The 24175-nt window shown below is 64.2% G+C and carries 25 protein-coding genes; 14 read left to right on the forward strand and 11 right to left on the reverse strand.

Annotated features, from left to right (window positions below):
* Positions 1–148 precede the first annotated feature (148 nt).
* On the forward strand, positions 149–2362 hold the full coding sequence (locus MHY22_RS03220; protein WP_238801184.1) for an NADP-dependent isocitrate dehydrogenase: 2214 nt from the start codon (positions 149–151) through the stop codon (positions 2360–2362).
* 72 nt (positions 2363–2434) lie between these two features.
* Here MHY22_RS03220 and pdxT read toward each other — a convergent pair whose 3' ends face one another.
* Both pdxT and pdxS read right to left on the reverse strand, forming a co-directional pair.
* A complete protein-coding gene (gene pdxT, locus MHY22_RS03225) occupies positions 2435–3025 on the reverse strand; it encodes a pyridoxal 5'-phosphate synthase glutaminase subunit PdxT (RefSeq protein WP_239278050.1) in 591 nt (196 codons plus the stop codon).
* Positions 3019–3921: a pyridoxal 5'-phosphate synthase lyase subunit PdxS gene (gene pdxS / locus MHY22_RS03230; protein WP_040424867.1), complete on the reverse strand. Its 903-nt coding sequence runs from the start codon at positions 3919–3921 to the stop codon at positions 3019–3021. Before pdxS ends, pdxT begins: the two co-directional genes overlap by 7 nt.
* Before the next feature lie 81 nt (positions 3922–4002).
* On the opposite strand from pdxS, the gene MHY22_RS03235 reads away from it, so the two are divergent.
* The 4 genes from MHY22_RS03235 (at position 4003) to MHY22_RS03250 (ending at position 8110) form a co-directional block, all read left to right on the forward strand.
* The gene (locus MHY22_RS03235; protein WP_239278051.1) at positions 4003–5307 is read left to right on the forward strand and encodes a PLP-dependent aminotransferase family protein; all 1305 of its coding nucleotides are present in this window, start codon (positions 4003–4005) and stop codon (positions 5305–5307) included.
* A gap of 37 nt (positions 5308–5344) precedes the next feature.
* Entirely contained in the window at positions 5345–5506 is a 162-nt protein-coding gene (locus MHY22_RS03240) for a hypothetical protein (RefSeq protein WP_239278052.1), read from the forward strand.
* A 172-nt stretch (positions 5507–5678) separates the two neighbouring features.
* Positions 5679–6995 (forward strand): O-acetylhomoserine/O-acetylserine sulfhydrylase, encoded by a 1317-nt coding sequence (locus tag MHY22_RS03245; RefSeq protein WP_239278053.1) that lies wholly within the window; start codon positions 5679–5681, stop codon positions 6993–6995.
* Positions 6992–8110, forward strand: coding sequence for a homoserine O-acetyltransferase (locus tag MHY22_RS03250; protein ID WP_239278055.1), 1119 nt, complete (start codon positions 6992–6994; stop codon positions 8108–8110). The genes MHY22_RS03245 and MHY22_RS03250 overlap by 4 nt, the downstream gene beginning before the upstream one ends.
* A 112-nt stretch (positions 8111–8222) precedes the next feature.
* On the opposite strand, the gene MHY22_RS03255 is transcribed toward MHY22_RS03250, so the two are convergent.
* The 3 genes from MHY22_RS03255 to MHY22_RS03265 all read right to left on the reverse strand — a co-directional run bounded on the left by MHY22_RS03255 (position 8223) and on the right by MHY22_RS03265 (position 10489).
* Positions 8223–9203 (reverse strand): HNH endonuclease signature motif containing protein, encoded by a 981-nt coding sequence (locus MHY22_RS03255; protein WP_239278056.1) that lies wholly within the window; start codon positions 9201–9203, stop codon positions 8223–8225.
* Between the two features lie 126 nt (positions 9204–9329).
* Positions 9330–9644, reverse strand: coding sequence for a DUF3017 domain-containing protein (locus MHY22_RS03260; protein WP_239278057.1), 315 nt, complete (start codon positions 9642–9644; stop codon positions 9330–9332).
* Positions 9641–10489, reverse strand: coding sequence for a bifunctional methylenetetrahydrofolate dehydrogenase/methenyltetrahydrofolate cyclohydrolase (locus MHY22_RS03265; protein WP_239278058.1), 849 nt, complete (start codon positions 10487–10489; stop codon positions 9641–9643). Before MHY22_RS03265 ends, MHY22_RS03260 begins: the two co-directional genes overlap by 4 nt.
* A gap of 23 nt (positions 10490–10512) precedes the next feature.
* Here MHY22_RS03265 and MHY22_RS03270 point away from each other — a divergent pair, with 23 nt between their 5' ends.
* Positions 10513–10983 (forward strand): tRNA (cytidine(34)-2'-O)-methyltransferase, encoded by a 471-nt coding sequence (locus MHY22_RS03270; RefSeq protein WP_005322648.1) that lies wholly within the window; start codon positions 10513–10515, stop codon positions 10981–10983.
* Here the strand turns inward: MHY22_RS03270 and MHY22_RS03275 are convergent.
* Positions 10967–12331 (reverse strand): PH domain-containing protein, encoded by a 1365-nt coding sequence (locus MHY22_RS03275; protein ID WP_239278059.1) that lies wholly within the window; start codon positions 12329–12331, stop codon positions 10967–10969. The genes MHY22_RS03270 and MHY22_RS03275 overlap by 17 nt on opposite strands.
* The gene (locus tag MHY22_RS03280; RefSeq protein ID WP_225745925.1) at positions 12328–12789 is read right to left on the reverse strand and encodes a PH domain-containing protein; all 462 of its coding nucleotides are present in this window, start codon (positions 12787–12789) and stop codon (positions 12328–12330) included. Before MHY22_RS03280 ends, MHY22_RS03275 begins: the two co-directional genes overlap by 4 nt.
* A 111-nt stretch (positions 12790–12900) precedes the next feature.
* Between MHY22_RS03280 and MHY22_RS03285 the strand changes: the two genes are divergently transcribed.
* The 4 genes from MHY22_RS03285 to MHY22_RS03300 are packed head-to-tail and all read left to right on the forward strand — an operon-like array spanning position 12901 to position 14463.
* Positions 12901–13449: a hypothetical protein gene (locus MHY22_RS03285; RefSeq protein ID WP_239278060.1), complete on the forward strand. Its 549-nt coding sequence runs from the start codon at positions 12901–12903 to the stop codon at positions 13447–13449.
* Positions 13442–13660 carry a helix-turn-helix transcriptional regulator gene (locus MHY22_RS03290; protein ID WP_255717985.1) on the forward strand — a complete coding sequence of 73 codons (219 nt, stop codon included), beginning with the start codon at positions 13442–13444 and terminating at the stop codon, positions 13658–13660. Before MHY22_RS03285 ends, MHY22_RS03290 begins: the two co-directional genes overlap by 8 nt.
* Before the next feature lie 42 nt (positions 13661–13702).
* Entirely contained in the window at positions 13703–13966 is a 264-nt protein-coding gene (locus MHY22_RS03295; protein WP_005322660.1) for a helix-turn-helix transcriptional regulator, read from the forward strand.
* Positions 13966–14463: a hypothetical protein gene (locus MHY22_RS03300; protein ID WP_225745927.1), complete on the forward strand. Its 498-nt coding sequence runs from the start codon at positions 13966–13968 to the stop codon at positions 14461–14463. The genes MHY22_RS03295 and MHY22_RS03300 overlap by 1 nt, the downstream gene beginning before the upstream one ends.
* Here MHY22_RS03300 and MHY22_RS03305 read toward each other — a convergent pair.
* A complete protein-coding gene (locus tag MHY22_RS03305; RefSeq protein ID WP_239278061.1) occupies positions 14460–17579 on the reverse strand; it encodes an error-prone DNA polymerase in 3120 nt (1039 codons plus the stop codon). The two genes, MHY22_RS03300 and MHY22_RS03305, sit on opposite strands and share 4 nt — an antisense overlap.
* 137 nt (positions 17580–17716) lie before the next feature.
* On the opposite strand from MHY22_RS03305, the gene MHY22_RS03310 reads away from it, so the two are divergent.
* The 3 genes from MHY22_RS03310 to MHY22_RS03320 all read left to right on the forward strand — a co-directional run bounded on the left by MHY22_RS03310 (position 17717) and on the right by MHY22_RS03320 (position 20365).
* Positions 17717–18580: a MetQ/NlpA family ABC transporter substrate-binding protein gene (locus MHY22_RS03310; protein WP_239278062.1), complete on the forward strand. Its 864-nt coding sequence runs from the start codon at positions 17717–17719 to the stop codon at positions 18578–18580.
* 70 nt (positions 18581–18650) lie between these two features.
* Positions 18651–19688 (forward strand): methionine ABC transporter ATP-binding protein, encoded by a 1038-nt coding sequence (locus MHY22_RS03315; RefSeq protein WP_239278063.1) that lies wholly within the window; start codon positions 18651–18653, stop codon positions 19686–19688.
* Positions 19685–20365, forward strand: a complete 681-nt coding sequence (locus MHY22_RS03320) for a methionine ABC transporter permease (RefSeq protein WP_239278065.1) — start codon at positions 19685–19687, stop codon at positions 20363–20365. Before MHY22_RS03315 ends, MHY22_RS03320 begins: the two co-directional genes overlap by 4 nt.
* Before the next feature lie 36 nt (positions 20366–20401).
* Here MHY22_RS03320 and MHY22_RS03325 read toward each other — a convergent pair whose 3' ends face one another.
* Positions 20402–21262: a sucrase ferredoxin gene (locus MHY22_RS03325; RefSeq protein ID WP_239278066.1), complete on the reverse strand. Its 861-nt coding sequence runs from the start codon at positions 21260–21262 to the stop codon at positions 20402–20404.
* 121 nt (positions 21263–21383) lie between these two features.
* Between MHY22_RS03325 and MHY22_RS03330 the strand changes: the two genes are divergently transcribed.
* Entirely contained in the window at positions 21384–21941 is a 558-nt protein-coding gene (locus MHY22_RS03330) for a hypothetical protein (RefSeq protein ID WP_239278067.1), read from the forward strand.
* Here MHY22_RS03330 and MHY22_RS03335 read toward each other — a convergent pair.
* Together MHY22_RS03335 and MHY22_RS03340 are read right to left on the reverse strand one after the other, a co-directional pair.
* On the reverse strand, positions 21938–23461 hold the full coding sequence (locus tag MHY22_RS03335) for a DNA polymerase Y family protein (protein WP_239278068.1): 1524 nt from the start codon (positions 23459–23461) through the stop codon (positions 21938–21940). The genes MHY22_RS03330 and MHY22_RS03335 overlap by 4 nt on opposite strands.
* On the reverse strand, positions 23458–24054 hold the full coding sequence (locus tag MHY22_RS03340) for a hypothetical protein (protein ID WP_239278172.1): 597 nt from the start codon (positions 24052–24054) through the stop codon (positions 23458–23460). The genes MHY22_RS03335 and MHY22_RS03340 overlap by 4 nt, the downstream gene beginning before the upstream one ends.
* Between the last annotated feature and the right edge of the window lie 121 nt (positions 24055–24175).

A 24175-nucleotide genomic window follows, 5' to 3' on the forward strand; every position in this document is an offset into this window, starting at 1 on the left:
CCCTCCCGCGCATGGGTGACAGCGGCCACGCAACCCTTTTCAAGGGGCGGCAAATGGGGGATCACTTTCAGCAAACTGGCCCACATGCCGCCCACAAAATCGGTAATCTGGGCACTTGAACAATTTTCCAACGTTAATTAGGAGAATCATGGCAAAGATTACGTGGACCCGTACCGATGAGGCGCCGCTGCTGGCGACCTACTCCCTCAAGCCCATCGTGGAGGCCTTCGCTTCCACCGCTGGCATCGACGTGGAAACCCGCGATATCTCGCTGGCCGCCCGCATCGCCGCGCAGTTCCCGGAGCGCCTGACCGAGGAGCAGAAGGTCGAAGACGCCCTGGCCGAGCTGGGCAAGATGGCCAAGACCCCGGAAGCAAATATCATCAAGCTGCCGAATATTTCCGCTTCCCTGGTGCAGCTGAAGAAGGCCATCGCCGAGCTGCAGGCCGCAGGTTACGATCTGCCTGATTACCCGGATAATCCTTCCACCGAGGAAGAAAAGGACATCGCCGCCCGCTACGACTCCGTCAAGGGCTCCGCTGTTAACCCGGTGCTGCGCGAGGGCAATTCCGACCGCCGCGCACCGGAGGCCGTGAAGAACTTTGTGAAGAAGCACCCGCACCGCATGGGCGAGTGGTCCAAGGACTCCAAGACCAACGTTGCCACCATGGCGGACAACGACTTCCGCCACAATGAGAAGTCCGTCATTCTGGAAAACGAGGACACCCTGTCCATCGTCCTCAAGACCGCCGATGGCGAGCAGACCCTGCTGCCGGAGCTTCCGGTTCTCAAGGGTGAGGTCATCGACGGCACCTTCATGTCCGCCAAGGCCCTGGATGAGTTCCTCCTCGCACAGGTCAAGCGCGCCAAGGAAGAGGGCGTGCTCTTCTCCACCCACCTGAAGGCCACCATGATGAAGGTCTCTGACCCCATCCTCTTCGGCCACGTCGTCCGCGCCTTCTTCGCCGATGTTTATGACAAGTACGGCGAGGAGCTGCTGGCTGCCGGCCTCAACGGCGAGAACGGCCTGGGTGCTATCTACGAGGGCTTGAAGAACCTGGACAAGGGCGAAGAAATCAAGGCTGCTTTCGACGCCGCGCTTTCCGACGGCCCCGACCTCGCCATGGTCAACTCCCACAAGGGCATCACCAACCTGCACGTGCCTTCTGACGTCATTATTGACGCCTCCATGCCTGCCATGATCCGCACCTCTGGCCACATGTGGAATAAGAACGACGAGGAGCAGGACACCCTCGCCGTTATCCCGGATTCCTCCTACGCCGGCGTTTACCAGGCCGTTATCGAGGATTGCAAGGAAAACGGCGCCTTCGACCCGACCACCATGGGTACCGTGCCGAACGTTGGCCTCATGGCGCAGAAGGCCGAGGAGTACGGCTCCCACAACAAGACCTTCAAGATCCCGGCTGCGGGCACCGTTGAGGTTCGCAACTCCCAGGGCGAGGTTCTCATCTCCCACGACGTGGAGGAAGGCGATATCTGGCGCGCCTGCCAGACCAAGGACGCCCCGATCCAGGACTGGGTCAAGCTCGCCGTCAACCGCGCTCGCCTGTCCGGCATGAAGACCATCTTCTGGCTCGACCCAGAGCGCGGCCACGACCGCAACATCAAGTCCTTGGTGGAGAAGTACCTTAAGGACCACGACACCGAGGGCCTGGATATCTCCATCGAGGATCCGGTCACCGCTACCAAGACCTCCATCGAGCGCATCCGCCGCGGCGAGGACACCATCTCCGTGACCGGCAACGTGCTGCGTGACTACAACACGGACCTCTTCCCCATCCTCGAGCTGGGTACCTCCGCCAAGATGCTGTCTGTGGTTCCGCTCATGGCTGGCGGCGGCCTCTTCGAGACCGGTGCGGGCGGCTCCGCCCCGAAGCACGTCCAGCAGGTAGAGGAAGAAAACCACCTGCGCTGGGATTCCCTCGGCGAGTTCCTGGCGCTGGCCGAGTCCTTCCGCCACGAGAAGCAGACCAACGGCAACGAGAAGGCCGGCGTCCTGGCCGCCACCCTGGACAAGGCCACCGAGCGCCTGCTCAATGAGGGCAAGTCCCCGTCCCGCAAGGCTGGCGAAATCGACAACCGCGGTTCCCACTTCTTCCTGGCCACCTTCTGGGCCGAGGAGCTGGCTAACCAGACCGACGATGCCGATCTCGCCGCTGCGTTCAAAGACGTGGCTTCCCAGCTGTCCTCCCAGGCAGACGAGATTGCCCAGGCGCTTGTCGACGCCCAGGGCAACCCCGCCGACCTCGGCGGCTACTACTGGCCAAATGACGAGAAGACCTCTGCCGTCATGCGCCCAGTTGCTCAGTTCAACGAGATCATCGACGGCCTGAAGAAGTAATTCTTCCTAGGCAAAAGCCGCCCCGCAGCGTTTATTGATTCGCTGCGGGGCGGCTTTGGTGTATCTGCATGCTTAGAAGCTGTCGAGCCAGGCGGCGTGCACGCGGGCGTCGCCATTTTCTTCTGGGTGGAAGCTCAGCGCCGTTACGCGGCCCTGGCGCACGCCGACCACCGCGTCGCCGTCCTCGCCCGGCACCGTCGCGATGACCTCGACGCCCTCGCCCACGCGGGTGACCAGCGGGGCACGAATGAAACTCGCCTCAATGTCGAGCGTTTCCTCGCCCGCCGTCACCGGAACCGTGCGCTCTTCGGAAAAGCGCTGGTTGCCAAAGGCATTGCGGCGTACAGTCACGTCCAATAGCCACAGGGTTTGCTGCCCCGGCGCGGGGTTTTCGAGCTCGCGGGCGCAATAGATAAGCCCCGCGCAGGTCGCGAGCACCGGCATTCCTGCGGCCGCGGCGTCGCGCAGCGGCGCGGCCAGCCCGAAGCTACGCGCCAGCTTGTCGATAACACTCGACTCGCCGCCCGGGATCACCAGCCCGTCGAGCCCGTCCAGGTCGCGCGGCACCCGCACCCGACGCGTAGCAACACCGAGCACGTCCAGAATGCGCAGGTGCTCCTCGACGCCGCCCTGCAGCGCCAGCACCCCGACGGTGGCTACCATCCGCGCTCGGCCAGGCGGTGCGGTGCAGGCACGTCGTTGACGTTGATGCCCACCATGGCCTCGCCCAGGCCGCGGGAAAGCTTGGCGAGTTCTGCGGGGTCGTCGTAAAGCGTGGCAGCCTTCACGATGGCTTCCGCGCGCGCTGCTGGATTGCCGGACTTGAAGATGCCGGAGCCGACGAAGACGCCTTCGGCGCCCATCTGGCGGACAAGGGCGGCGTCGGCAGGCGTGGCCACGCCACCGGCAACGAAGAGCACAACCGGAAGCTTGCCGGTCTCCGCAACCTCTGCAACCAGGTCGTACGGTGCCTGGAGCTCCTTGGCCGCGACATAGAGCTCGTCTCGGTCCAGGTGGCGCAGGCGGGCAATCTCGGCCTTAATGGTGCGCAGGTGCTTCACGGCCTCGGAGACGTCGCCGGTGCCGGCCTCGCCCTTGGAGCGAATCATGGCCGCGCCCTCGGTGATGCGGCGCAACGCCTCACCCAGGTTGGTTGCACCGCACACGAACGGCACATCGAAGTCCCACTTATTGATGTGGTTGACGTAATCGGCCGGGCTGAGCACCTCGGACTCATCAATGAAGTCCACACCCAGCTCGCCCAGGATCTGCGCCTCTACAAAGTGGCCGATGCGGGCCTTGGCCATGACCGGGATATCCACGGCCTCGACGATGCCCTCGATAAGCTCCGGGTCAGACATGCGGGCCACGCCGCCTTGCGCGCGGATATCGGCTGGCACGCGCTCCAGCGCCATCACGGCCGACGCTCCCGCATCTTCCGCAATGCGCGCCTGCTCCGGCGTGACGACGTCCATGATGACGCCGCCCTTCAACATATCGGCCAACCCTCGCTTCACGCGCGTGGTAGCGCGTCCTTGTTCATTTACCTGTTCAGTCATAGGTGCCATAGTGGCCCACATAATTGGTACAAGACAAGAGCCATTTTCAGCGTGTTGGATTAGACCACTTATGATGGGCCCGTGCCCCTTCGCCTCGATCCCTCTGATACGCGGCCGCTGCCCGTGCAAATCGCCGCCGCCTTGCGTGCCCAGGTCGCCGCCGGCGTCCTCCTGCCCGGCGAGCGCGTTCCTTCGACCCGCCACCTGGCTTCGCAGCTCGGCATTTCCCGAGGCAGCGTGGTCACCGCCTACGACCAACTCACGGCCGAGGGCTACCTCACCGCCGCGGTTGGCTCCGGCACCGTCATCAACCCACTGCTCCCCCACGCGCGTGCCCCACGGCCGGAGCCAGCCCCCGAACCGGCCGCTGAGCCCGAACTGGTGTCGCTGACACCCGGCCTGCCCGACACCGCCGGCATCCTCACCCCTGAATGGAGGGCCGCGTGGCGTGCGGCGGCCGTCGACCCCTCCGGCGATCTGCCCCGCGAGGTCGCCGCGCACCTGCGCCACATGCGCGGGCTCACCGTGGACCCAGCCTGCGTGCTGATCACGGCCGGCGCCCGCGACGGCCTCTCCGTTCTCCTGCGCTCCCTCAGCCGCCACCTGCGTGTGGGCGTGGAATCCCCCGGCTACCCCAGCCTTCGCCGCGTACCCCAGGCTCTCGGCCACACGTTGGTGGAAATCCCCACCGACCCCGACGGCGTCACCGTGCCTGCGGCCGATCTCGACGCCCTCATCGTCACCCCCAGCCACCAATACCCCTACGGCGGCTCGCTGCCCGCAGCCCGGCGCGCCGAACTCGTCGAATGGGCCCGCGCACACGACGCCCTCCTCATCGAGGACGACTTCGACTCCGAACTGCGCTACGTCGGCCAGCCACTGCCCGCCCTAGCCGCGCTCGCCCCGGAACACACCGTGCTGCTGGGTACCTTCTCCTCGGTCATCTCCCCCTCGATTGCCTGCGGCTACCTCGTCGTTCCACCGCGCCTGCGCCCGGCCGTTGACCGCGTACGCGATATCTTCGGCCAACCCGTCGGTGCCATTCCCCAGGCCGCGCTCGCCCACTACCTTGCCAGCGGCGCTTTACGGCGCCACACCGGCCGCATGCGCCGCACCTATAAACGCCGCCGCAACCTAGTGGCCGAAACGCTCGGCACCATCGAAGGCGCACAACTCCTCCCCATCCACGGTGGCCTCCACGCGGTATTGCTGTGCGACCCGGCTGTGGTCCCCCGCGCCGCCGCCCGCGGCATTAAGCTCACCCCGCTGCGCGACTATTGGGGCGGCGCCGACGCCGAAGACGGCGTCGTCCTCGGCTTCGGCCACCTCAGCGACTCCGAGCTGCGCACGAGCCTCACCGCGGTCGCGGCCGCATTAGGCGAGTGATACCGTAGCCCCAAAGACCATAAAAGAAAGGTGATAAATGTCCCTCGGCCCGCTTGAATTTCTACTCATACTCATTCCTTTCCTCATCCTCGCCGGAATCATCGCCATCGTGGTCAAGCTCGTGCGCAATAGCAACGAAACTCGTGCAAACACCCGCCGCATTGCCGATCAGCTCGAGGAACAAAATCACCACCCGTAGAAACTCTTAGCCACGAGGCCACGTGCGCTGCCGCGAAAGCCCCGCCGTGCGCCTTCCGACGCCCACATAAAACTCGAGACTGACCGCTTAGTCTATTTTTATTCTCGCTCCTGCCAGCAGGTTTCACTAAACCCGCTCGCAAGACATACCGCTTGGTCTAGTCTTGCCAAGCATGACGACGAAATACGATAACTCCAATTCCGACTGGTCCTTCGCTACCCGCTCCGTACACGCGGGCCAAAACCTCGATGGGCACCACAATGCCCGCAACGTGCCGATTTACCAGACCACCTCCTACGTCTTTAACGACGCCGAGCACGCGGCCAACCGCTTCAATCTTTCCGACGCCGGCCCCATCTACACCCGCCTGACCAACCCCACCCAGGACGCGCTGGAAGAGCGCCTCGCTTCCCTCGAGGGCGGCGTCGCGGCCGTCGCCTTCGCTTCGGGACAAGCTGCCGAAACCGCGGCCATTTTGAACCTCGCCTCGGCCGGCGACCACATCGTGACCTCCCCGCGCCTCTACGGCGGCACCTCCACCCTCTTTACCGTCACGCTCAAGCGCCTAGGCATCGACGTCACCCTCGTCGAGGACCCGGACGACCCGCAGTCCTGGCAGGACGCCGTCCAGCCAAATACCAAGGCCTTCTACGGCGAGACCTTTGGCAACCCCGTGGCCGATGTCCTCGATATCCCGGCCATAGCCGAGGTCGCCCACAACAACCAGGTCCCGCTCATCGTGGATAACACCATCGCCACCGCCGCCCTCGCCCGGCCGCTGGACCTCGGCGCGGACATCGTCGTGGTGTCCACCACCAAGTTCTACACCGGAAATGGCTCGGCCATCGGCGGCGCGATTATCGACGGCGGCTCCTTCGACTGGACCGTCACCCGCAACGGCGAGCCCGTATTCCCCTACTTCGTCACCCCGGATGAGGCCTACCACGGCCTGAAGTACGCCGATCTCGGAGCCCCAGCCTTCGCGCTCAAGGCCCGCGCCGGCCTGCTGCGCGATACCGGCGCCGCCATCTCCCCCTTCAACGCCTGGCTGACGCTGAATGGAATCGAGACGGTGGGGCTGCGCGTCGAAAAGCACAATGCCAATGCCCAGGCCGTTGCCGAGTACCTGGAAGGCCACGCCAAGGTCACCAAGGTCAACTACGCCGGCCTGGATTCCTCGCCGTATAAGGCCACCAAGGAAAAGCTCGGCTACGCCTACACCGGCTCCGTGCTCTCTTTCGACATCGACGGCGGCCGCGAGGAAGCCTGGGCGTTTATCGACGCCCTCAAGCTCCACTCCAACCTCGCCAATATCGGCGATACCCGCTCCCTGGCCGTGCACCCGGCAACCACCACGCACTCCCAGTCCGACGAGTCTGCGCTTGCCGCGGCCGGCATCACCCAGTCCACCATCCGCCTATCCGTGGGCATCGAGCACATCGATGACATCATCGCGGACCTCGAGCTAGGCTTTAACGCACTGGCATGAAGCTAGTTAGCATCGGCGACTTTCACACCGAAGCCGGCGCCACGCTTGCCGACGCCCACATTGCCTACCACCGCTTCGGCCACCTCCTTGGCGATCCCCACGGCCGCAATAATGTCATTGTGGTTGAACACGCCCTGACCGGTGACTCGAATGTGGCCGAGTGGTGGGCCGATCTGGTCGGCCCCGGCAAGGCGCTAGATACGACGAAGTGGTGCATTATCGCCACCAACGCACTGGGCGGCTGCGGCGGCTCCACCGGCCCCGCCTCCCCGCACCCAGACGACGGCCGCGCCTGGGGCTCGCGCTTCCCCGCGCTTTCGGTGCGCGACCTCGTTGCGGCCGAGCGCGCCGCGCTCCGCGAGCTCGGCATTACCCACGTCCACGCCATCATTGGCGGCTCGATGGGTGGCGCACGCACGCTGGAATGGACACTGATGCACCCCGAGGCCGTTGATGCGGCTTGCGTCATTGCCGTATCGGCCCGCGCTTCCGCCTGGCAGATTGGCATCCAGTCGGCGCAAATCGCGGCCATCGAGCAGGATTCCTTCTGGCACGGCGGCGATTACTACGCCTCCGCCCAGCGCCCGCGCGAGGGGCTGGCGGCCGCGCGTCGCATTGCACACCTGACGTATCGCGGCGAGCAAGAAATCGACGAGCGCTTCGGCGTCCAAGCCCAGGCCGGCGAGAACCCGCTCGGGCCCTACCGCCGCCGCAATGAGCGCTTTGCCGTCAACTCCTACCTGGACTATCAGGGCATCAAGCTGGCCGATCGCTTTGACGCCGGCTCCTACGTCACCCTCACCGAGGCGCTCAACCGCCACGATATCGGCCGCGGCCGCGGCGGCCTCAACCGCGCGCTGGGCTCATCGGAGGTGCCGACCATGGTCGTCGGCGTGGACACGGATATCTTGTACCCGTATCACCAGCAAGAACACATCTCGCGCAACCTCGGCAACCTGCTGGCAATGGCGAAGGTTGTCTCCCCGGTAGGACACGACGCCTTCCTCACCGAGTCACGCCAGATGGATCGCATCCTCCGAAACTTCCTCACGCTTTCCCAACCGGACCCGAGCATCGATTCTGCGACAGGCGATCCCACCGAGTACTCGATTTAAAGGCTAGCTGCATCTGCGATCGCCAAAACCGCGCAGCGCGCACTAGCTATAAGCGGTGCGGCACGCTGCGCTGGTCCTATGGCCAGTCGTGGCGAGCAGAGACGGGACGGGATCAGCCGTCTTCGGGCGGTGTGGCCCAGGGCGGGCGCCAGACAATACCTTCGCCGGGGCGACGCTCGAGCCGGCCGCGGCGCGGCGGCGCATTGGGGTCATCATCATTGACTCCGTTGTGATATTTGCAGGCCATGGTGAGGTTCTCAGGATTCGTGTCCCCGCCGAGCAGCCACGGGGTGAGGTGGTGGACCTGGCATTCATCCGCTGGCGTATGGCAGTCGGGCCACGGGCACACTGGATTTTCCGCCATCGCCATCTGGCGTTGCTTCCATGTAGCCCGGCGCCGCGATTGATAGAGGTTTACGGGGCCGGTGACGGGGTGGATGAGGGTGATAAGGCCGACGTCGGAAAGCGCGCGGCGGGCAAGGTCCGCACCGGAGATTTGCGCGCCATTGGTCAGCTGCAGGGTGACGTCCTCGCCGTGGATGACCTTGACCATCTCATTAAGGGTGAGCACCACATTGGTGGTGATTGTGGAGGCGGCGGCACCCTGGGAAAAGACGCGGCGAGCATCGGCAACGGTGGAGACATGGTTATTAATCTCTGCCACCAGTTCGGACTCGGCGGTAATGGTCAACGTCCACAGGTCGTCGCGGCGGCGGGTCAGGCGCACGCCCTCAGAGCGCTTGGTGGTGCGCTCCTCGCGCACCAGGCGGCGGGCGCGCTTTTCAATCTCGCTGGTAGCCACACGCAGGGCGCAGAGTTCCTCGCGCAGCGCCCAGGCCGCACGCTGGGTTTTCATCTTCTGGGCGTAGTGCTCGATGATTTTTAGCGCGTCGAGCGGCAGCGTGGTGCGGCGGGCGGTGCGCTGCTTGGCGCGAAAGGAGGTGCGGCCGAAGTAGGTATCGGCAAGGCGGGCAAACTCGGCGGCTTCGCGGTCGCTAAAGCCCTTATCGACGAGCTCTTCTACCGACAGCCCAGCACACTCCTCGATGAGCACCATCGGGGAGTTCACGGCTGTCAGGTAGGTCGAAATCATGGCCCTGAGCCTAAGTGGGCCGCGCAACCCGACGCGCGGTGGCGGGCGCTGGCCTGTGGATAACCGCCGGAACTACACCTTTTAGGGCCGAGATGGGTGATGGTTCTACAAAAAGCCTGTGGACAACTAGCTGCCGAGCGAATCCACGGAGAAGGCCAGAAAGGCCATCGCGGCGCCCAGTAGGCCGGTAAAGCAGGCGTCGAAGCGGCGCGAGCGTACGGCCAGCACGCCGACGCGGCGGGAATCGCAGGTAAGGCGAACCACGGTGAGCCACAGCAGAGCGAGGCCAAGGAGGAACGTGGCCCGGCGCCAGTACTCGAATGCCGCGTAGCCGCCAGAGACAACTACGCCCGCCACGAAGATGCCGATGGCCGCCCACTGCGCGGCGGGCGGCAGCGGGGAGGGCGCGAGGCCGGCGTCGTGCGGATTGTCTAGATTCACGCCAAATTTTCCGCGCGCTCGACGATATTGCGCACCAAGAAGGCGCGGGTCAGCGGGCCGACGCCGCCCGGGTTCGGCGAGACGAATCCGGCCTTGTCCCAGCAGTCTGGGTGGATGTCGCCGGTGAGCTTGCCGTCGACGCGGGAGACTCCGACGTCGAGAAGCGCGGCACCTTCCTTAATCATGTCCGCGGTGAGCATGTGGGGCTGGCCGGCGGCGGCGATGACGATATCGGCCTCGCGGGTCTCGGCGGCCAGGTCCTTGGTGCCGGTGTGGCACAGGGTGACGGTGGAGTTCTCGCTGCGGCGGGTAAGCATCAGGCCAATGGGACGACCCACGGTCACGCCGCGGCCGATGACCACGGTCTTGGCGCCGTCAAGCTCAACGCCGAAACGACGCAGCAGGTGCAGGCAGCCGTTCGGGGTGCAAGGCAGTGGCGCTTCCTCGTTGAGCACCAGCTTGCCCAGGTTGACGGGGTGCAGGCCGTCGGCGTCCTTTTCGGGGTCGATGCGCTCGAGGATGGCGTTTTCGTCTAGGTGCTTGGGCAACGGGAGCTGGACGATGTAGCCGGTGCAGGCGTCATCGGCGTTGAGCTCATCAATGACGGCCTCGAGTTCTTCCTGCGTAATATCGGCCGGCAAGTCCTTGCGGATGGAATTGATGCCGAGCTTTTCGCAGTCGCGGTGCTTCATCTTCACATAGGATTGGGAGCCTGGATCCTCGCCTACGAGGACAGTGGCGAGGCCGGGGGTAATCCCCTTCTCCTTCAGCGCGGACACGCGCTGGGCAAGGTCGGAAAAAATCTCGTCGCGGTACAGTGTGCCATCTAGTTTGGTAGCGCTCATAGCCACCATCCTAGACTGAAGGCATGAGCCAGCTGCACATTGTCTTTGATAACCCAGTCATCCCTACTAATACGGGCAACGCCATCCGTACGGCCGCGGTGACGGGCGCGAGCTTGCACCTGATTGAGCCGCTGGGCTTTAATTTCGACGATAAGCACTTAAAGCGCGCTGGACTGGATTATCACGATCTGGCCGATGTGCAGATTCACAAGGATTTTCAGGCCTGCATGGACGCGCTGCCGGGGGCGCGCGTCTTCGCGTTTACCACGCATACGGATAAGTGGTTTACGGATATCGAATACCAGGAGGGCGATGTCTTGCTTTTCGGCACGGAGCCGACCGGCCTGCCGGAGGAGCATATTAACCATCCGCGCGTGACGGACCGCGTGCGCATTCCGATGGTGCCGGCTAGGCGCTCGATGAACCTGTCGAATTCGGCGTCGACGGCCGTATTCGAGGCGTGGCGCCAGCTGGGATTTAACGGGGCGGTTTAAGCCCTGGCAGCTGGCGGGAGCGCAGGCGGGCAAGGAGTGCGGTGGCGTCGGCAAGCGTGAGGTTGCGCGCGGCCATGCGCACGGGCCCCTGGACTAGGTCGAGGTCGACGGTGGCTAGGCCGAGCGCCTGGGAAATCGGCCCGCGGCGGTAGGTTAGCTCCTGGATATGGGAGGCGTGGATGGCCTTGACCCGGCGGTTGAGCCGGCCGTTGCGCACGATGACGTAGTCGCCGGTGAGCGCGACGGTTTGCTGGCGGTAGTCCAGCGGGGAGACCCACTTGGCGCGGGCCGGCGAGGCGTAGGTGGGGGCGGCGTCGGCCGGGAGGAATTGCCGAGCTTGGGCGAGGGTGCCCACTGGCAGGATGCGGGTGGAGCCAGAAGCCTTGCCGCTTGCCGACGCCCCATATCCCGCCACCGACACCCTCACCTCGTACCAGCCCAAGGGCCGCCAGAGGAAGGGCTGAGTTATCTGCACGGCGTGGATGCGGTCAAGGCGAATGCTTTGGCGGCGGCGATCGGCCAGGCCGTAGGTGATATTGAGTACCTCGCCGTCGGTGCGGGCGGTATAACGCCAGGAAGAATCGAGCACGTTCCAGGCGTTGGGCAGCGCGCCGACGAGGATGGGCAGCGCGGCCGAGAGCGGCAGCCGCGTAACCACAACGAGGATAAGGAAGCCGACGAGGAAAAGCGTGGAGGTGCGCAGCGCGGCCGCCACAAGGGAACGGGCGATCGGAATTTCGGGCACGAGGGTCGGTTCTTCGGCCGGCGGGGCGGGTGTTGGGGCGCTGGTCAAGTCGGCTGCGGTTGCGTCGATGTCAGTGTCCGCGGCCGGTGCGGGTGCGCCGTGGACGCGGGCGAGGATGTCCTCGCGCAGGGCTTCGGCGTCGGCCTTTTTGAGGTAGGCGATTTCGATGACTGATGATTGGCCGCCGGCTGTTTCTACACGGACGGCCGCTAGCCGGAAAAGGCGAGCGATGACAGGCTCGACGACGTCGACGGCCTGGGTGCGGTCATAGCGCGCGGTGCGCAGTTGGGTGGAAAAGAGTCCGCGGCGCAGGGATAGCTCGTCCGCGCCGAGCTGGTAGCCCATGCGGCGCCACCACAGGCCGGAGGCGAGCCACACGACCGCGCAGACCGCAACGAACCCGGCGATCGCAATGGCGGTATCGCGCAGGGCCTCACCGCGGTGCTCGCCAGTGATGAAGGCGAAGATATCGCGCAGGGCCTCCAGGTTGACGTTGAGGGCGAAGGCCGCGATGAGGGCCAGGATCACTGACCATAGGCGCAGCAGCGGGGTGAGGCGGTGGACGCGGCGGAAGCTTGGTTGGGTGCTGGACTGGTCGCTCATAGGCCGCTCATCCGTTCGCGGGCTTGGTGGGCAAGGCGGGTACGGAGGGCGTCGGCAAGCGGGGCCTCCAAGCCCTTAATGGTGGCGTCCGTGCTGGCCGAGGCCGTGTGGAGCTGCAGCTTTTTTAGCCCGAGGGCGCGGTCGATGGGCCCGGAGGTCACGTCCACGAATTGGATGCGGCCGTAAGGCACCACGGTAAAGGAATGCCAGAGCTTGCCGCGAGTGATAAGCAGCTCATCGTCGGTTTCGAGCCAGCCCATGTTGCGCACCTGGGCGGGGATGAGCCAGAGCAGCCAGAAGAATAGGGCGACGAAGACACCGGCCGCCCAGTAGAACCACGGGGTCCACCAGAAACCTGCCGCACCGGCGGCCGCGGCGAGGACAATCATCCAGCTCAGGTGGTGAATATAGCGCGAGGTCACCAGGCGTGGCGAGACGGGATTCATTTCTTCGCTCATAGTTATTGACAGTATCAATCGGGCCATACCCTTGCGCCACTTATCGTTAATCGATATTATCGAATTACGACAACATCGAGAGTCGATAAACAATCGGCGGAAAGGATTGTCATGACCACCCCACAACCCACCTCCAAGGCCGAGCGCCGCGAAATTAACACAGCGGCCACCATCAGCCTCTTTACCATCATCATCCTGGGCCCCACCTATCTGCGCGACCTTGCCACCGGACGCTTTTCCACCGCACTGAGTGCGGCCATCCCGGAAGGCCTAAGCAAACACAACCTCGACGGCGGACCATTCTGGATGCTCACCGCAGCGCTCGTCGTTAAGATTGCGGCCATTTTGATCATCGCGTTCTTTACCTACCGCTTGGTCAAGCCCATGCTTCGCGGGCAGGTCTTCACTACGAAAAATATTCGCTTTCTCAATGGAATGACCATCGGAATCCTAATCTGGTTTATCGGACGCTTCCCGCTCGAAGGTATGGGCAATAACTGGGCTTCCTCACAGCTAGGGATCGACTGGTGGTCCAGCCAGAGCGGAACGTCATTTGGCGAGCTCACACTGCTCTACCTCTTTGTCTGCGCCCTACAGCTCTTCTCAGCCGCCATCAAGCGCGGCTGCAAGCTAGAAGAGGAGGTCGAAGGACTTGTCTGAGCCACAAGGACCCCAGGTAGTCTGCCACCTCGACCAAATAATGGAAGAGCGCGGCATAACCGGAGCGGCACTCGCTAAAGAAGTAGGCATCACCCCAGTCAACCTCTCTGTCCTCAAGAATAATCGCGCCAAAGCCGTACGCTTTAGCACTCTCGTGGCGCTGTGTGCGGCGCTGGACTGCCAGCCGGGAGATATCTTCGGCGTCGAATAGCAACCCTTGCCAGGGCGTTGGGTTTATGCAATACTTTGACTCATGTCCCCAAAGAAGAAGCCCTCCGCACCCATTTATAACCGGGTCCGCGTGCTGCGCGCCGAGCGGGACATGTCGCGCGCGCAGCTGGCTGAGGCCATCGACGTCAATCCCCAGACCGTCGGAGCCCTCGAGCGCGGGGACCACTCCCCCAGCCTGGACCTAGCCTTTCGCGTCTGCGAAGTCTTTGACCTTCCGGTGGAGGCTATCTTTTCCCGCCAGGAATTTGCCCCTATGTCCACTGAAATCTATAGGAAGAATTCCTAATGGCTACCACAATTCCCGCCTCCGTTTCCCGCCGCAAGCGCTTGATCCTAGCCGGCGATATTTTTCTCGGCCTGGCCATCGTGGCGGCGGCCCTGCACTTTTTCGCGCTTGGCTTGTCTAATCTGCTGTGGCCGATAGCCGGCATTGCGGCGACCACGTGCACCACGTGGCTGCGCCAGTCCATTCGGCACCTCGACGTTCCCACTACGGAGATGGATGAGTACGAGCTGCGTCTGCATACCGACGCCCGCGACAAAGGCCTGAAAACCGCATTGGCCACGGCCATAGTGCTCTTCCTCGTCGCCGGCGCCACCGCATTTGGTCTGCGCTTCTCCGGCGCGGAGCAGGTTGCGGTAGAGGAAGCGACCTCGGGGGCCAATATCGCCATCTTCTTTGCCAAGCTCATCTATATCCAGCTGCTGTGGATTCCGTTTGCGGTAGCCAAGGAATTGGCCAATAAGCTCAACGCGGACGAGCTGCGCAGCGGCGGCAACTAGCGGAAGTCACGGGAGCCGCGGGAGAGGAATTCGCCAAAGTCCAACGGCTCGAGCTTATCTGCGACCACGCTGACCGCGCCGGTGGCATTTTGTACGATGCCGCGGATGATCATTGCCCGGGCGGTGCGGGCCAGAACTTTGTGCCGCGACCACAATCCGGGTGAGACCATCACGTTCATCAGGCCGGTTTCATCCTCCACACCCAAAAAGGTCAGGCCAGATGCGGTACGCGGGCGCTGGCGGTGGGTAATAATGCCGGCAATGCGCACGCGGGTGCCATCGGGGACATGGGGGAGCTGGGAGGCAGGGAGGACGTCGGCAAGCGAGGCACGCACCAGCTCCATCGGCTGCTGGTTATGGGTCACGCCGGTGGAAGCGACGTCGGTAGCCATAAGCTCGAAGGCGGACATACCGGGCAGGTGCGGTGCAGCCAGCGCGGAAGTGCCAGGCAGCATGCCTTCGCGCTCGGTGGCGGCAACGCCGGCCTGCCACAGCGCTTGGCGACGATCCAGCCCCAGACACTCCAGCGCCCCGGCCGTAGCCAGCGCCTCCACCTGCTCCACGCTGAGATCCGCCCGGCGCGAAAGATCTGACACGCTAGTAAAAGGCGCGGCCGCCTCCACGCGCTCGGCGGCGGACTCCCCTAGCCCCTTGATGAGGTTAAGACCCAAACGGATCTCAGCCGACCCCGTCGCACGGGCCTGGGCGCCGGAGTCATTAATGCTTACCGGCAGCACCTGCACGCCGTGGCGCCGGGCGTCTTGGATGAGCGACTGCGGGGAATAGAAACCCATCGGCTGCGCACGCAGCAATCCCACGCAGAATTCCGCCGGGTAGTGGTACTTAAACCACGCGGAAAAATACACCAGCGAGGCAAAGGACTGCGAGTGCGACTCCGGGAAGCCATAGGCGGCAAAGGCCACAATCTTGGTCCAGAGCTTATCGGCCACCTCGCCCTCGATGCCATTGGTTTCGCACAGACCGGTATAGAAACGGCTGCGCAGCGCGGCCATCTTTTCCGGGGAGCGCTTCGAGCCCATGGCGCGGCGCAGGTCATCGGCCTCGGCACCGGAGAAGCCGGCGGCGTCGACAGCGATCTGCATCAGCTGTTCCTGGAAGAGTGGGATGCCCAGCGTCTTGCCCAAGGATTTTTCCAGCACGGGATGGTCATAGGTGACCTCCTCCAAGCCATCGCGGCGGCGCAGGTAGGGGTGCACGGACCCGCCCTGGATGGGGCCGGGGCGAATGAGCGCGACCTCGACCACCAAGTCAAAGAAGCGGCGCGGCTTCAGGCGCGGCAGCGTGGCCAGCTGCGCGCGGGATTCCACTTGGAAGACGCCCACCGCATCGGCGCGGCAGAGCATGTCATAGACCTCCGGCTCGGCGAGGTCGAGCTCCCACAGGTGCACCTCGCGGCCGGTGGTGGCGCGCACGGCATCGATCATATGATGCAGCGCCTCCAGCATGCCCAGGCCCAAAAGATCGAATTTCACCAGGCCGGCGGCCGCGCAATCGTCCTTATCCCACTGGAGTACGGAGCGATTTTCCATGCGCGCCCATTCCATAGGAACGACGTCCGCAATGGGCCGATCGCACAGCACCATGCCGCCGGAGTGGATGCCCAGGTGACGGGGCTGGCCGAGGAATTGCTCGGCTAAAGAGGAGACGTCGGCAGGCGGCTCGGAGGTACCTTTCGACCACGCATCGGCCGAGCCCTGCGGGTAGCCCAACGCGCGGGCGGCATCGCGGGTCGCTCCCTTGCGGCGATAGGTAATGACATTGGCCACCTGCGCGGCGCGATCGCGGCCGTGGGTGCGGTAGACATACTGGATGACTTCCTCGCGGCGGCCGGACTCGATGTCGATATCAATATCGGGCGGGCCATCACGGTCTGGGGAGAGAAAACGCTCGAAAAGCAGCTGCGCAGAGATGGGCTCGGCATTGGTAATGCCCAGCGCGAAGCACACCGCAGAGTTGGCGGCCGAGCCGCGACCTTGGCACAGAATATTCTCGCGGCGGCAAAAATCCACCAGGTCGCACACGATCAGGAAGTAGCCGGGAAAGCCCAGCTGCTTGATGACGTCCAGCTCATGCCGAATCTGCTTCCGCGCCGCCTGCCTAATCTCGGCCGGGCGCGAAGCATAGCGGTCCTTAGCGCGGCGCCAGACCTCGTGCTCCAGCCAGCTCATTTCGGTGTACCCCTCCGGCACCGGAAAATGCGGCAGGTTGGGCGCGAGGGCGTCCCAGGTAAAAGAGCACTCGCGGGCGATCGCCACGGTTTCGGCGATGAGCTCCGGCCGATCCGGCAAGAGTTGCGCCATCTGCTCGCCGGATCGCAGCCAGCCAGCTCCCATGGGGTGGGCGTGCGGCGCGGCGGCCGCGAGGGATTCGCGCTGGGCCAGGGCACGCTTGGCGGCGGCGAGCCGAGCTTGGTCGCGGGTCGCCGCCGCGGGTCGTGCGGTTGCGATGGCCCGCAGGTTATTGTATTTATCGAGGAAACGGTGCTGATCCGCATCCTCGGGGGACATGCTGCACGAATATTCGAGAACTATGCTGTCTATTTTTATTCTTTCGAGCAAGTTATCGATTTCTGCTAGCGCCTCCGGCCCCACCAGAAAGAAGCACTCCCCTTCCAGTTCGCGCGCCACTTCATCCAAGGACGGATAAGCCACGCGATCCTTCTCCCCGGCTTCCATCCGGGCGCGCGCGATGAGGCGCGACAGGCGGCGATACCCCTCCGGGGTGCGCGCCAGGACGGTCACCGAACCCTCCGCGAGCGATAGCTCCGCGCCATATACAGCCGGAAGGTCCGCTTTAGCTGCGGCTTCAGCAAATTTCATCAGGCCATAAAAACCATCGCGGTCCACGATGGCCAGCCCCTCAAGCCCCAGTTCCACAGCCCGGGCCACCAGTTCCTCCGGCTCGGCGGCGCCATCAAGAAAACTATAGGAACTTACCGCATGCAGCTCCGCAAAGGGCACGGCGGAGTGACCGCGCTGGGTAGGAACCGTTGGTCCGTGAAGGTGATCCACCGGCACGGGCGCAGCAGATTCACGGCCGGAGAGGATACGCTCCACCCGCGACCACGACAGCGCCTTTCCGCCATTAAATTTCACTCCACACAGCGTAATATCGAATCATTGTTCTAGACAAGCCAGTAGAACGTGATGCCCACAATAGACAAAGCGGTTCGCTGATTGCTAAGTTGCTAAACAGACAAATTATTTCACCTCCTACAAGAAGGGGATTCCCCATGCAGATCCGTCGCGTAGTGGCTGCTACCGCCGCCGCAACCATCGCCGCCACCAGCCTGGTGGCATGCTCTTCCGACTCCGATGGCTCCAAGACCATCAAAGTCGGCACCACCGATGATGCAAAGAAGGCTTGGGTAGCGTTCGAGCAGGAAGCAAAGAACGCAGGCTATGACATCGATATCCAGCCTTTCGCGGATTACAACACCCCGAACCAGGCTCTGGACCAGGGCGAGCTGGACACCAATAACTTCCAGCACCTGAAGTTCTTGGCGGAGTATAACCACGGCAACGGCACCAACCTGGTGCCTATCGTGGCCACCGAGATCGTGCCGCTGGCACTGTTCTGGAAGGACCACGACTCCCTCGACGGCATCGAGGGCGAAGAGGTCGCCATCCCGAATGACTCCACCAACCAGGCTCGCGCCATCAACGTGCTGGTTCAGGCCGGCCTTCTTACCCTGAAGGACAAGGACAACCTGGAGCCCACCCCGCTGGACATCGATGAGAAGAAGTCCAAGGTCAAGGTCACCCCGGTAGACGCGGCACAGACCACGTCCGCACACGGCGAGGGCACCCCGGCGATTATCAATAACTCTTTCCTGGAGCGCGCCGGCATCGACCCAGCCACCGCCATCTTCCAGGACGACCCGAACTCTGAAGAGGCAGAGCCGTACATCAATGTCTTCGCCGTTCGCGAGGAAGATGCCGATAACGAGGACATCAAGAAGCTCGCCGAGCTATGGCACAGCGACGCCGTCCAGGAGGGCGTTGACGAAGACTCCGCCGGTACCTCTGTTGAGGTGGAGCGCAGCCAGGAGGATCTGCAGAAGATCCTGGATAAACTCGAAGCAGATCTGGACTAATCACCCTTGCTTTTACCCCGCCGGAGCCCCCGGCGGGGTTTGGCACTTTCCTAGCTAAGGACGCAAACACGTGGCAGATTCCACTCAACGCGGCACCCGCATCGAGTTCCGCGAGATCACCAAGGTCTTTAAACAGAAAAAGACACGAGTCAAGGCCCTCGACAATGTCTCCATGACCATCGAGCCCGGCGAAATCGTCGGCATCATTGGCTATTCCGGCGCCGGCAAGTCCACCCTCGTGCGCATGATCAACGGTTTGGACACCCCGTCCGCCGGCGAGCTGTTGCTCGACGAGACCAATATCGTTGGCATGTCCGAGAAGAAGCTGCGCGGCATTCGTCGCAATATCGGCATGATCTTCCAGCAGTTCAACCTGATGAACTCACGCACCGCGGCCGGCAATATTGAATACCCGCTGCAGCTGCAGGGCGTCAGCAAGCAGGAGCGCGCCCAGCGCGTGCAAGAGCTGCTGGACTTCGTCGGCCTGGGAGACAAGGGCAAGAGCTACCCGGAGCAGCTCTCCGGCGGCCAGAAGCAGCGCGTTGGCATTGCCCGTGCGCTGGCCACCAACCCTTCGCTGCTGCTTGCCGACGAAGCCACTTCCGCCCTCGACCCCACCACCACGCAGGAAGTCCTCGACCTGCTGCGCCGGGTGAACAAGGAATTCGGCATCACCATCGTCGTTATTACCCACGAGATGGAAGTCGTACGCTCCATCGCCGATAAGGTCGCCGTGATGGAAAACGGCCGCGTAGTAGAACAAGGCAGCGTCTACGAAGTCTTCTCCAACCCGCAGACCTCCGTGGCCGCCAAGTTCGTGGCCACCTCGCTGCGCAACGAACCCGACGTCGTCGAAACCGACGACCTGCTCGCGCACGAAGGCCGCCTGTTTACCATCAACCTCACCGAGGAATCTGGCTTCTTCACCGCCGCCGCTCGGCTCAAGGAAGCCGGCGTGTCCATCGCCGTCGTGCACGGCGGTATCACCACGTTGCAGCAGCATTCCTTTGGCAAACTGACCGTGCGACTCAGCGGCGATAATAACGCCATCGAAGAGTTCTACCGCACGCTTTCTACCACCACCCAGATTGAGGAGATTGCACGATGACCGTCACCAACCTCGCCCAAGCCAACTGGGATCGCCTTGGCCCCTCGCTCGCCGACGCCATCGTCGACACCCTCATCATGGTCTCGACCACCCTCATCGTCTCCGGCATCCTCGGCCTTGGCCTAGGCATGCTGCTCTACACCACCCGCGCGGGCGGCATCCTGCAAAACCGGTTTGTCTACGTCATTGTTAACCTGCTGGTGAACTTCGTCCGCCCCATCCCCTTCATCATTTTGCTGGCCTTTGCCCAGCCACTGACCGTCGCCGTAATGGGAGGTTCCATCGGCCGCGGCCCAGCGACCTTCGTCATGGTCATCGCCGCGACCTTCTCCGTGGCCCGCGTGGTGGAGCAAAACCTCGTGGCTATCGATCCCGGTGTTATCGAGGCCGCCCGCTCCATGGGCGCCTCGCCGTGGAAGATCATTACCTCCGTCATCGTTCCGGAGGCCCTCGGCCCGCTGATTCTGGGCTACACCTTCTTGTTCATCGCCATCGTGGATATGTCCGCTATGGCCGGCTACGTCGGCGGCGGCGGCTTGGGCGACTTCGCCATCGTCTACGGCTACCGCGCCTTCGAGTGGGAAGTCACCGTCGTGGCTACGCTCATCATCATCGTGCTGGTGCAGGCCGCCCAGTTCCTGGGCAACTGGCTTTCTTCCAAGGTCATGCGCCGCTAGCCCCCGCTTGCCGACGCCGCCCCCGCCCCGCGCAGCCTACTCCGCGACCGGCTCCACGCCGGTCGCTACGATGGCTTGGCCTTTCTTCGGCGCATCGCCGCACGAGGAGACCACGCCTTCTACCTCGCGCTCCTCGAGCGCCACACGCCAGCGCCGGCCGTCAGCGTGGCTGACCTCGCCGCCGTCGGTGGCGGTGAGCTGGCCGTAGGAGAGGTCCTCGCCGGCGTCGATAAGCGAGCGGGCCACCGCCAACTCCGCCACCTGGCCGCGCGGGCCGAAAATACCGCGCCCGCGATTTACCGGGTAGAAATACTTCCCCTTCGCCGCCGCCGCAATCATCTGCGCGGCGGCTTCTTTATTCATGCGTCCAAAGGAATAGGCCCATGGCATGAGCATGACCGACGGCGCGAATCGGTGCCCCTTCGTGTGCGAGGTCTCCCACACCATATCCGGATAGTCCGCCACCAGCTCCGCGGCCAGCGGCCGACCCTTGACCGCACAGCACGTATCGCGCTTCGCATGCGTGCACACCAGCACCAGCGGCGTATCCAAAGCGCCGCCCCCATTGCGGCCAGGCCCGGTCAGGTCCAGATCGAGGATCTTCTCCGGGCCCGTCAGCAGCACGAGTTCCATCACGCCCTGCTCGGCCCACACCAGGTAGCAGCGGTGCATCTTGCCCACCTGGCGGCCATCGCGGCCCGGCCGGCGAATAAGCTGCAGCCCTGCCGCGCCCTTCAGCTTGGTCTTGAGCTGCGCTGTGAGCTCCGGCCCAAAGGTATCGCCGTCGAGCACGTCTCGCGACCATCCGCCCGGCCACTCGAAAAGCACATAGACGGATTCCTTCTTCGCCGTGCCTGGCAGCGGCTCTACCTGGATATCTGAACAGAACTCGGTCATATACCTAAGCCTAACCTTTCTGCTTTTCAGCTCACCCCCTTGGCAACCCCTTGGCAACAATTCGGCCACGAAGTACCCCCTCAGCTATACAGTTCACGGCCGAAAATATAACCTAGGGGACATGTTGAAAGTCCGTCTCGCCGCAACGCTTCTCGTCGCAGCTTTCCTCAGCGGCTGCGCTGCCCACGAGACGGACCGCACCACCATGGCCGCGTCTGCGGATAACTCCCAGATCAATCCGCTAGGCCAGGCCAATATGGAGATGAAAACCCTCCGGCCGCAGGCGCCCTCCGAACTCACGGTGACCGACGTGCGCATCGGCCGGCACGAGGGGTTTGAGCGCGTCGTCTTCGAGCTTGATGGCGGCGGCGCTCCCGGCTGGTTCGTGGATTACGCCGACACGCCCACACAGCAGGGTTCCGGCAAGGCCATTGACCACTCCGGTAAGACCGCACTCAATGTCAATATCGACGGCGTGGTCTATCCCTTCGAGGCCGGCAAGGACGATCCCCGCATCGGCGTGGTGGATGCCCCTACGGAAGGAATTGTCACCCAAGTGGTCAATGGCGGCACCTACGAGGGCCGCTGCCAATTTGTCATCGGCATGACCTCTCGCAAGCCTTATTCCGTGCAGGTGCTCGATAACCCCACCCGTCTCGTAGTCGATATTCGCGATTAATAGGTCGCCTCAACCCGCCAACGGCCGCCGGACCATACCAAGAGCCAGGCCCGTTGATGCTCTTCGTGCTCGGCTTGGCCCACCACCTGCAGGCGCGCTACGTGCTGTGGAGTATCGGTCCACCACTGCGTATCCACCGGCCAGGGTCCGGCCCAGCCCAGCACGCGGAAGCGGTTCGCACCCCAGCCCAAGGCCACCGGCACACTGGAGAGGAGGGCTTCGGCAGTAACAAAGACGGGGCGCTCGGCGGCGTCGATAAGCCGAATGCGCGCGGCCGGATGATTCGGACCACCGCCCAGCCGTGCAGGCAGGGGCGCGGGAATGCGGCCGGGCCACTCGCCCTGCGGCGGTGCGTCACGCTGCTCGCCATAGGGCACGTACTCGATGCGCTCGGCCACCCCACGGCCGCCCACCGCCCGCGGCTGCAGCACACGATCCACCCCCAGCTGCGATTGCACGCGGGCGATCACGCGCTTGACCTGCTCCTGCGAGCCTTCCCCGCCCCAGAGACCGGTAGTGGACGGGGCGGCAACCTCCACCGGCTCCAGCGCCAGGCGGCGAATGGCTGCGCCCTCACCAGTAGCGCGCGTGAGCCAGCCATCGAGCTGCCAGCGCACGCGGTCCGCGGTAGCCTGCTCCGTCAGCGCTTCCTGCGTGCGCCACACCCGCGCCAGCTCCTCACCGGTGCCAAACTCCGCCACCACGCGCAGCCGCAGGCACACCTTGCCGGCCGCTTCCAAGCGGGCATGCAGCTGGGCCGCGAGTTGGCGGGCCGCGAAGGCCGCCGCGTCCACGCGCTCGATGCGCTCTTCCATTTCCACCGCCAGATCCGGGCGCGCCAACTCTGGGGCCACGCGCCTATCCGCACGGGCCTGGGCCAGTTCGTGGGCACGCCGGCCCGGCTCACCAAACCGGGTAGCTACCTGCTTAAACGACAGCGCGGCTAAGTCGCCCAGGCGTCGCACACCCAGCTTATCCAGCTGTGCGATAAACCCAGCCTCAAAGCCCAAGGCCTCATCGGCCGCCAGCACGCCTATGGGCTGGGTGGCCAAAAACTCTCGCGAGCCACCCTCCGGTACCACTGCTCCCACGCCGCGGTGCCGGGCCGCGATGACGGCCGTGGCAATCTCATCGGCGACGCCGAGGGTGGAGTCGAAGCCGGCGTACGAAGAGGCGTCGACAAGCATCTCTAGTGCTTTCTCCCCGTGGTAGCGCAGCGCCGCACCCGCATCCACAATCGCCAGGCCCGGGCGCAGCACCTCCACCGAGGACGCCACCGCATCTAAGCCGGCTGCAACCTCCGCAAACGCCGCGCCATCCCGGTCCGGATTGGCCTCCACCACTGCGGCCTCGGGGCACAGCGCTTGGGCCTGACGCAGGCGCATCCCCCGCCGCACACCCGCCCGGCGCGCCTTCCTATCGCACACCGCCACCGCGTGATTGCGCGCAATAACCATAGGGCCCTGCCCGCCGGCGGCCTGGATGGGCCAATCCGGAAACCACACGGCCGCTACCCTCATACGACCTCCAACCGGCGACGCTCACCCACCGTGAGCACCCCGTGCGAGGCACCCTGCTTCGAGGTCACCTCCACGTCCATGTCCACTCCGCGAATACGCCCGCTGCCCTTGCCGACGCCCCGATAGGCACTCACCCGCGCCCCTATCCCCACCGCCGTGCCGGGCAGGCGCGTGCCCACCGTAAGCACGGCCGCGCGCCCGCCGCGCACCTTCGCCAGCACCGGCCGCGCCTTGGTAGGGCTCACCTCGCCGGGCGGCCCATGGTGGACAACAAGGTCTAGCCCTTCCGCCAATACTCCCGCCACCATCCAGGATTCCAAGCCCGGATCCGGCACGGTTACCACGCGTTCGATAGCACCCTCCTCGGCCACTTGTGCGAGTAGCAAATCCGGCCACCCCACCACTCCCACATACCCGCCGCGGGCGGTGAGATGACAGATAAGCTCCACCACCAGCGCCGGGCAGTTCACACAGTGCACCACCTGCCGGCGCGCCAGCCCACCTGCGGGAAGCAAGCGCGCCAGGCCAGGGAGCGTATCTACCAGCTCTTCTTCCGGGCCGCGCTCCATAGCGCGCATGCGGGTACGCAGCATCGCCACGCGGTCCGACCTACTTAGCCCGGCCACCGCTTTCTCTAGGCGAACGCTCGTTTGACTCACCCGAATAGTATGAACCCTCACCCGGACACATGCAAGTGTATGTTCGAATGGTAGC

It is taken from the genome of Corynebacterium sp. ACRPO (assembly GCF_022347205.1).
Taxonomy (GTDB): domain Bacteria; phylum Actinomycetota; class Actinomycetes; order Mycobacteriales; family Mycobacteriaceae; genus Corynebacterium.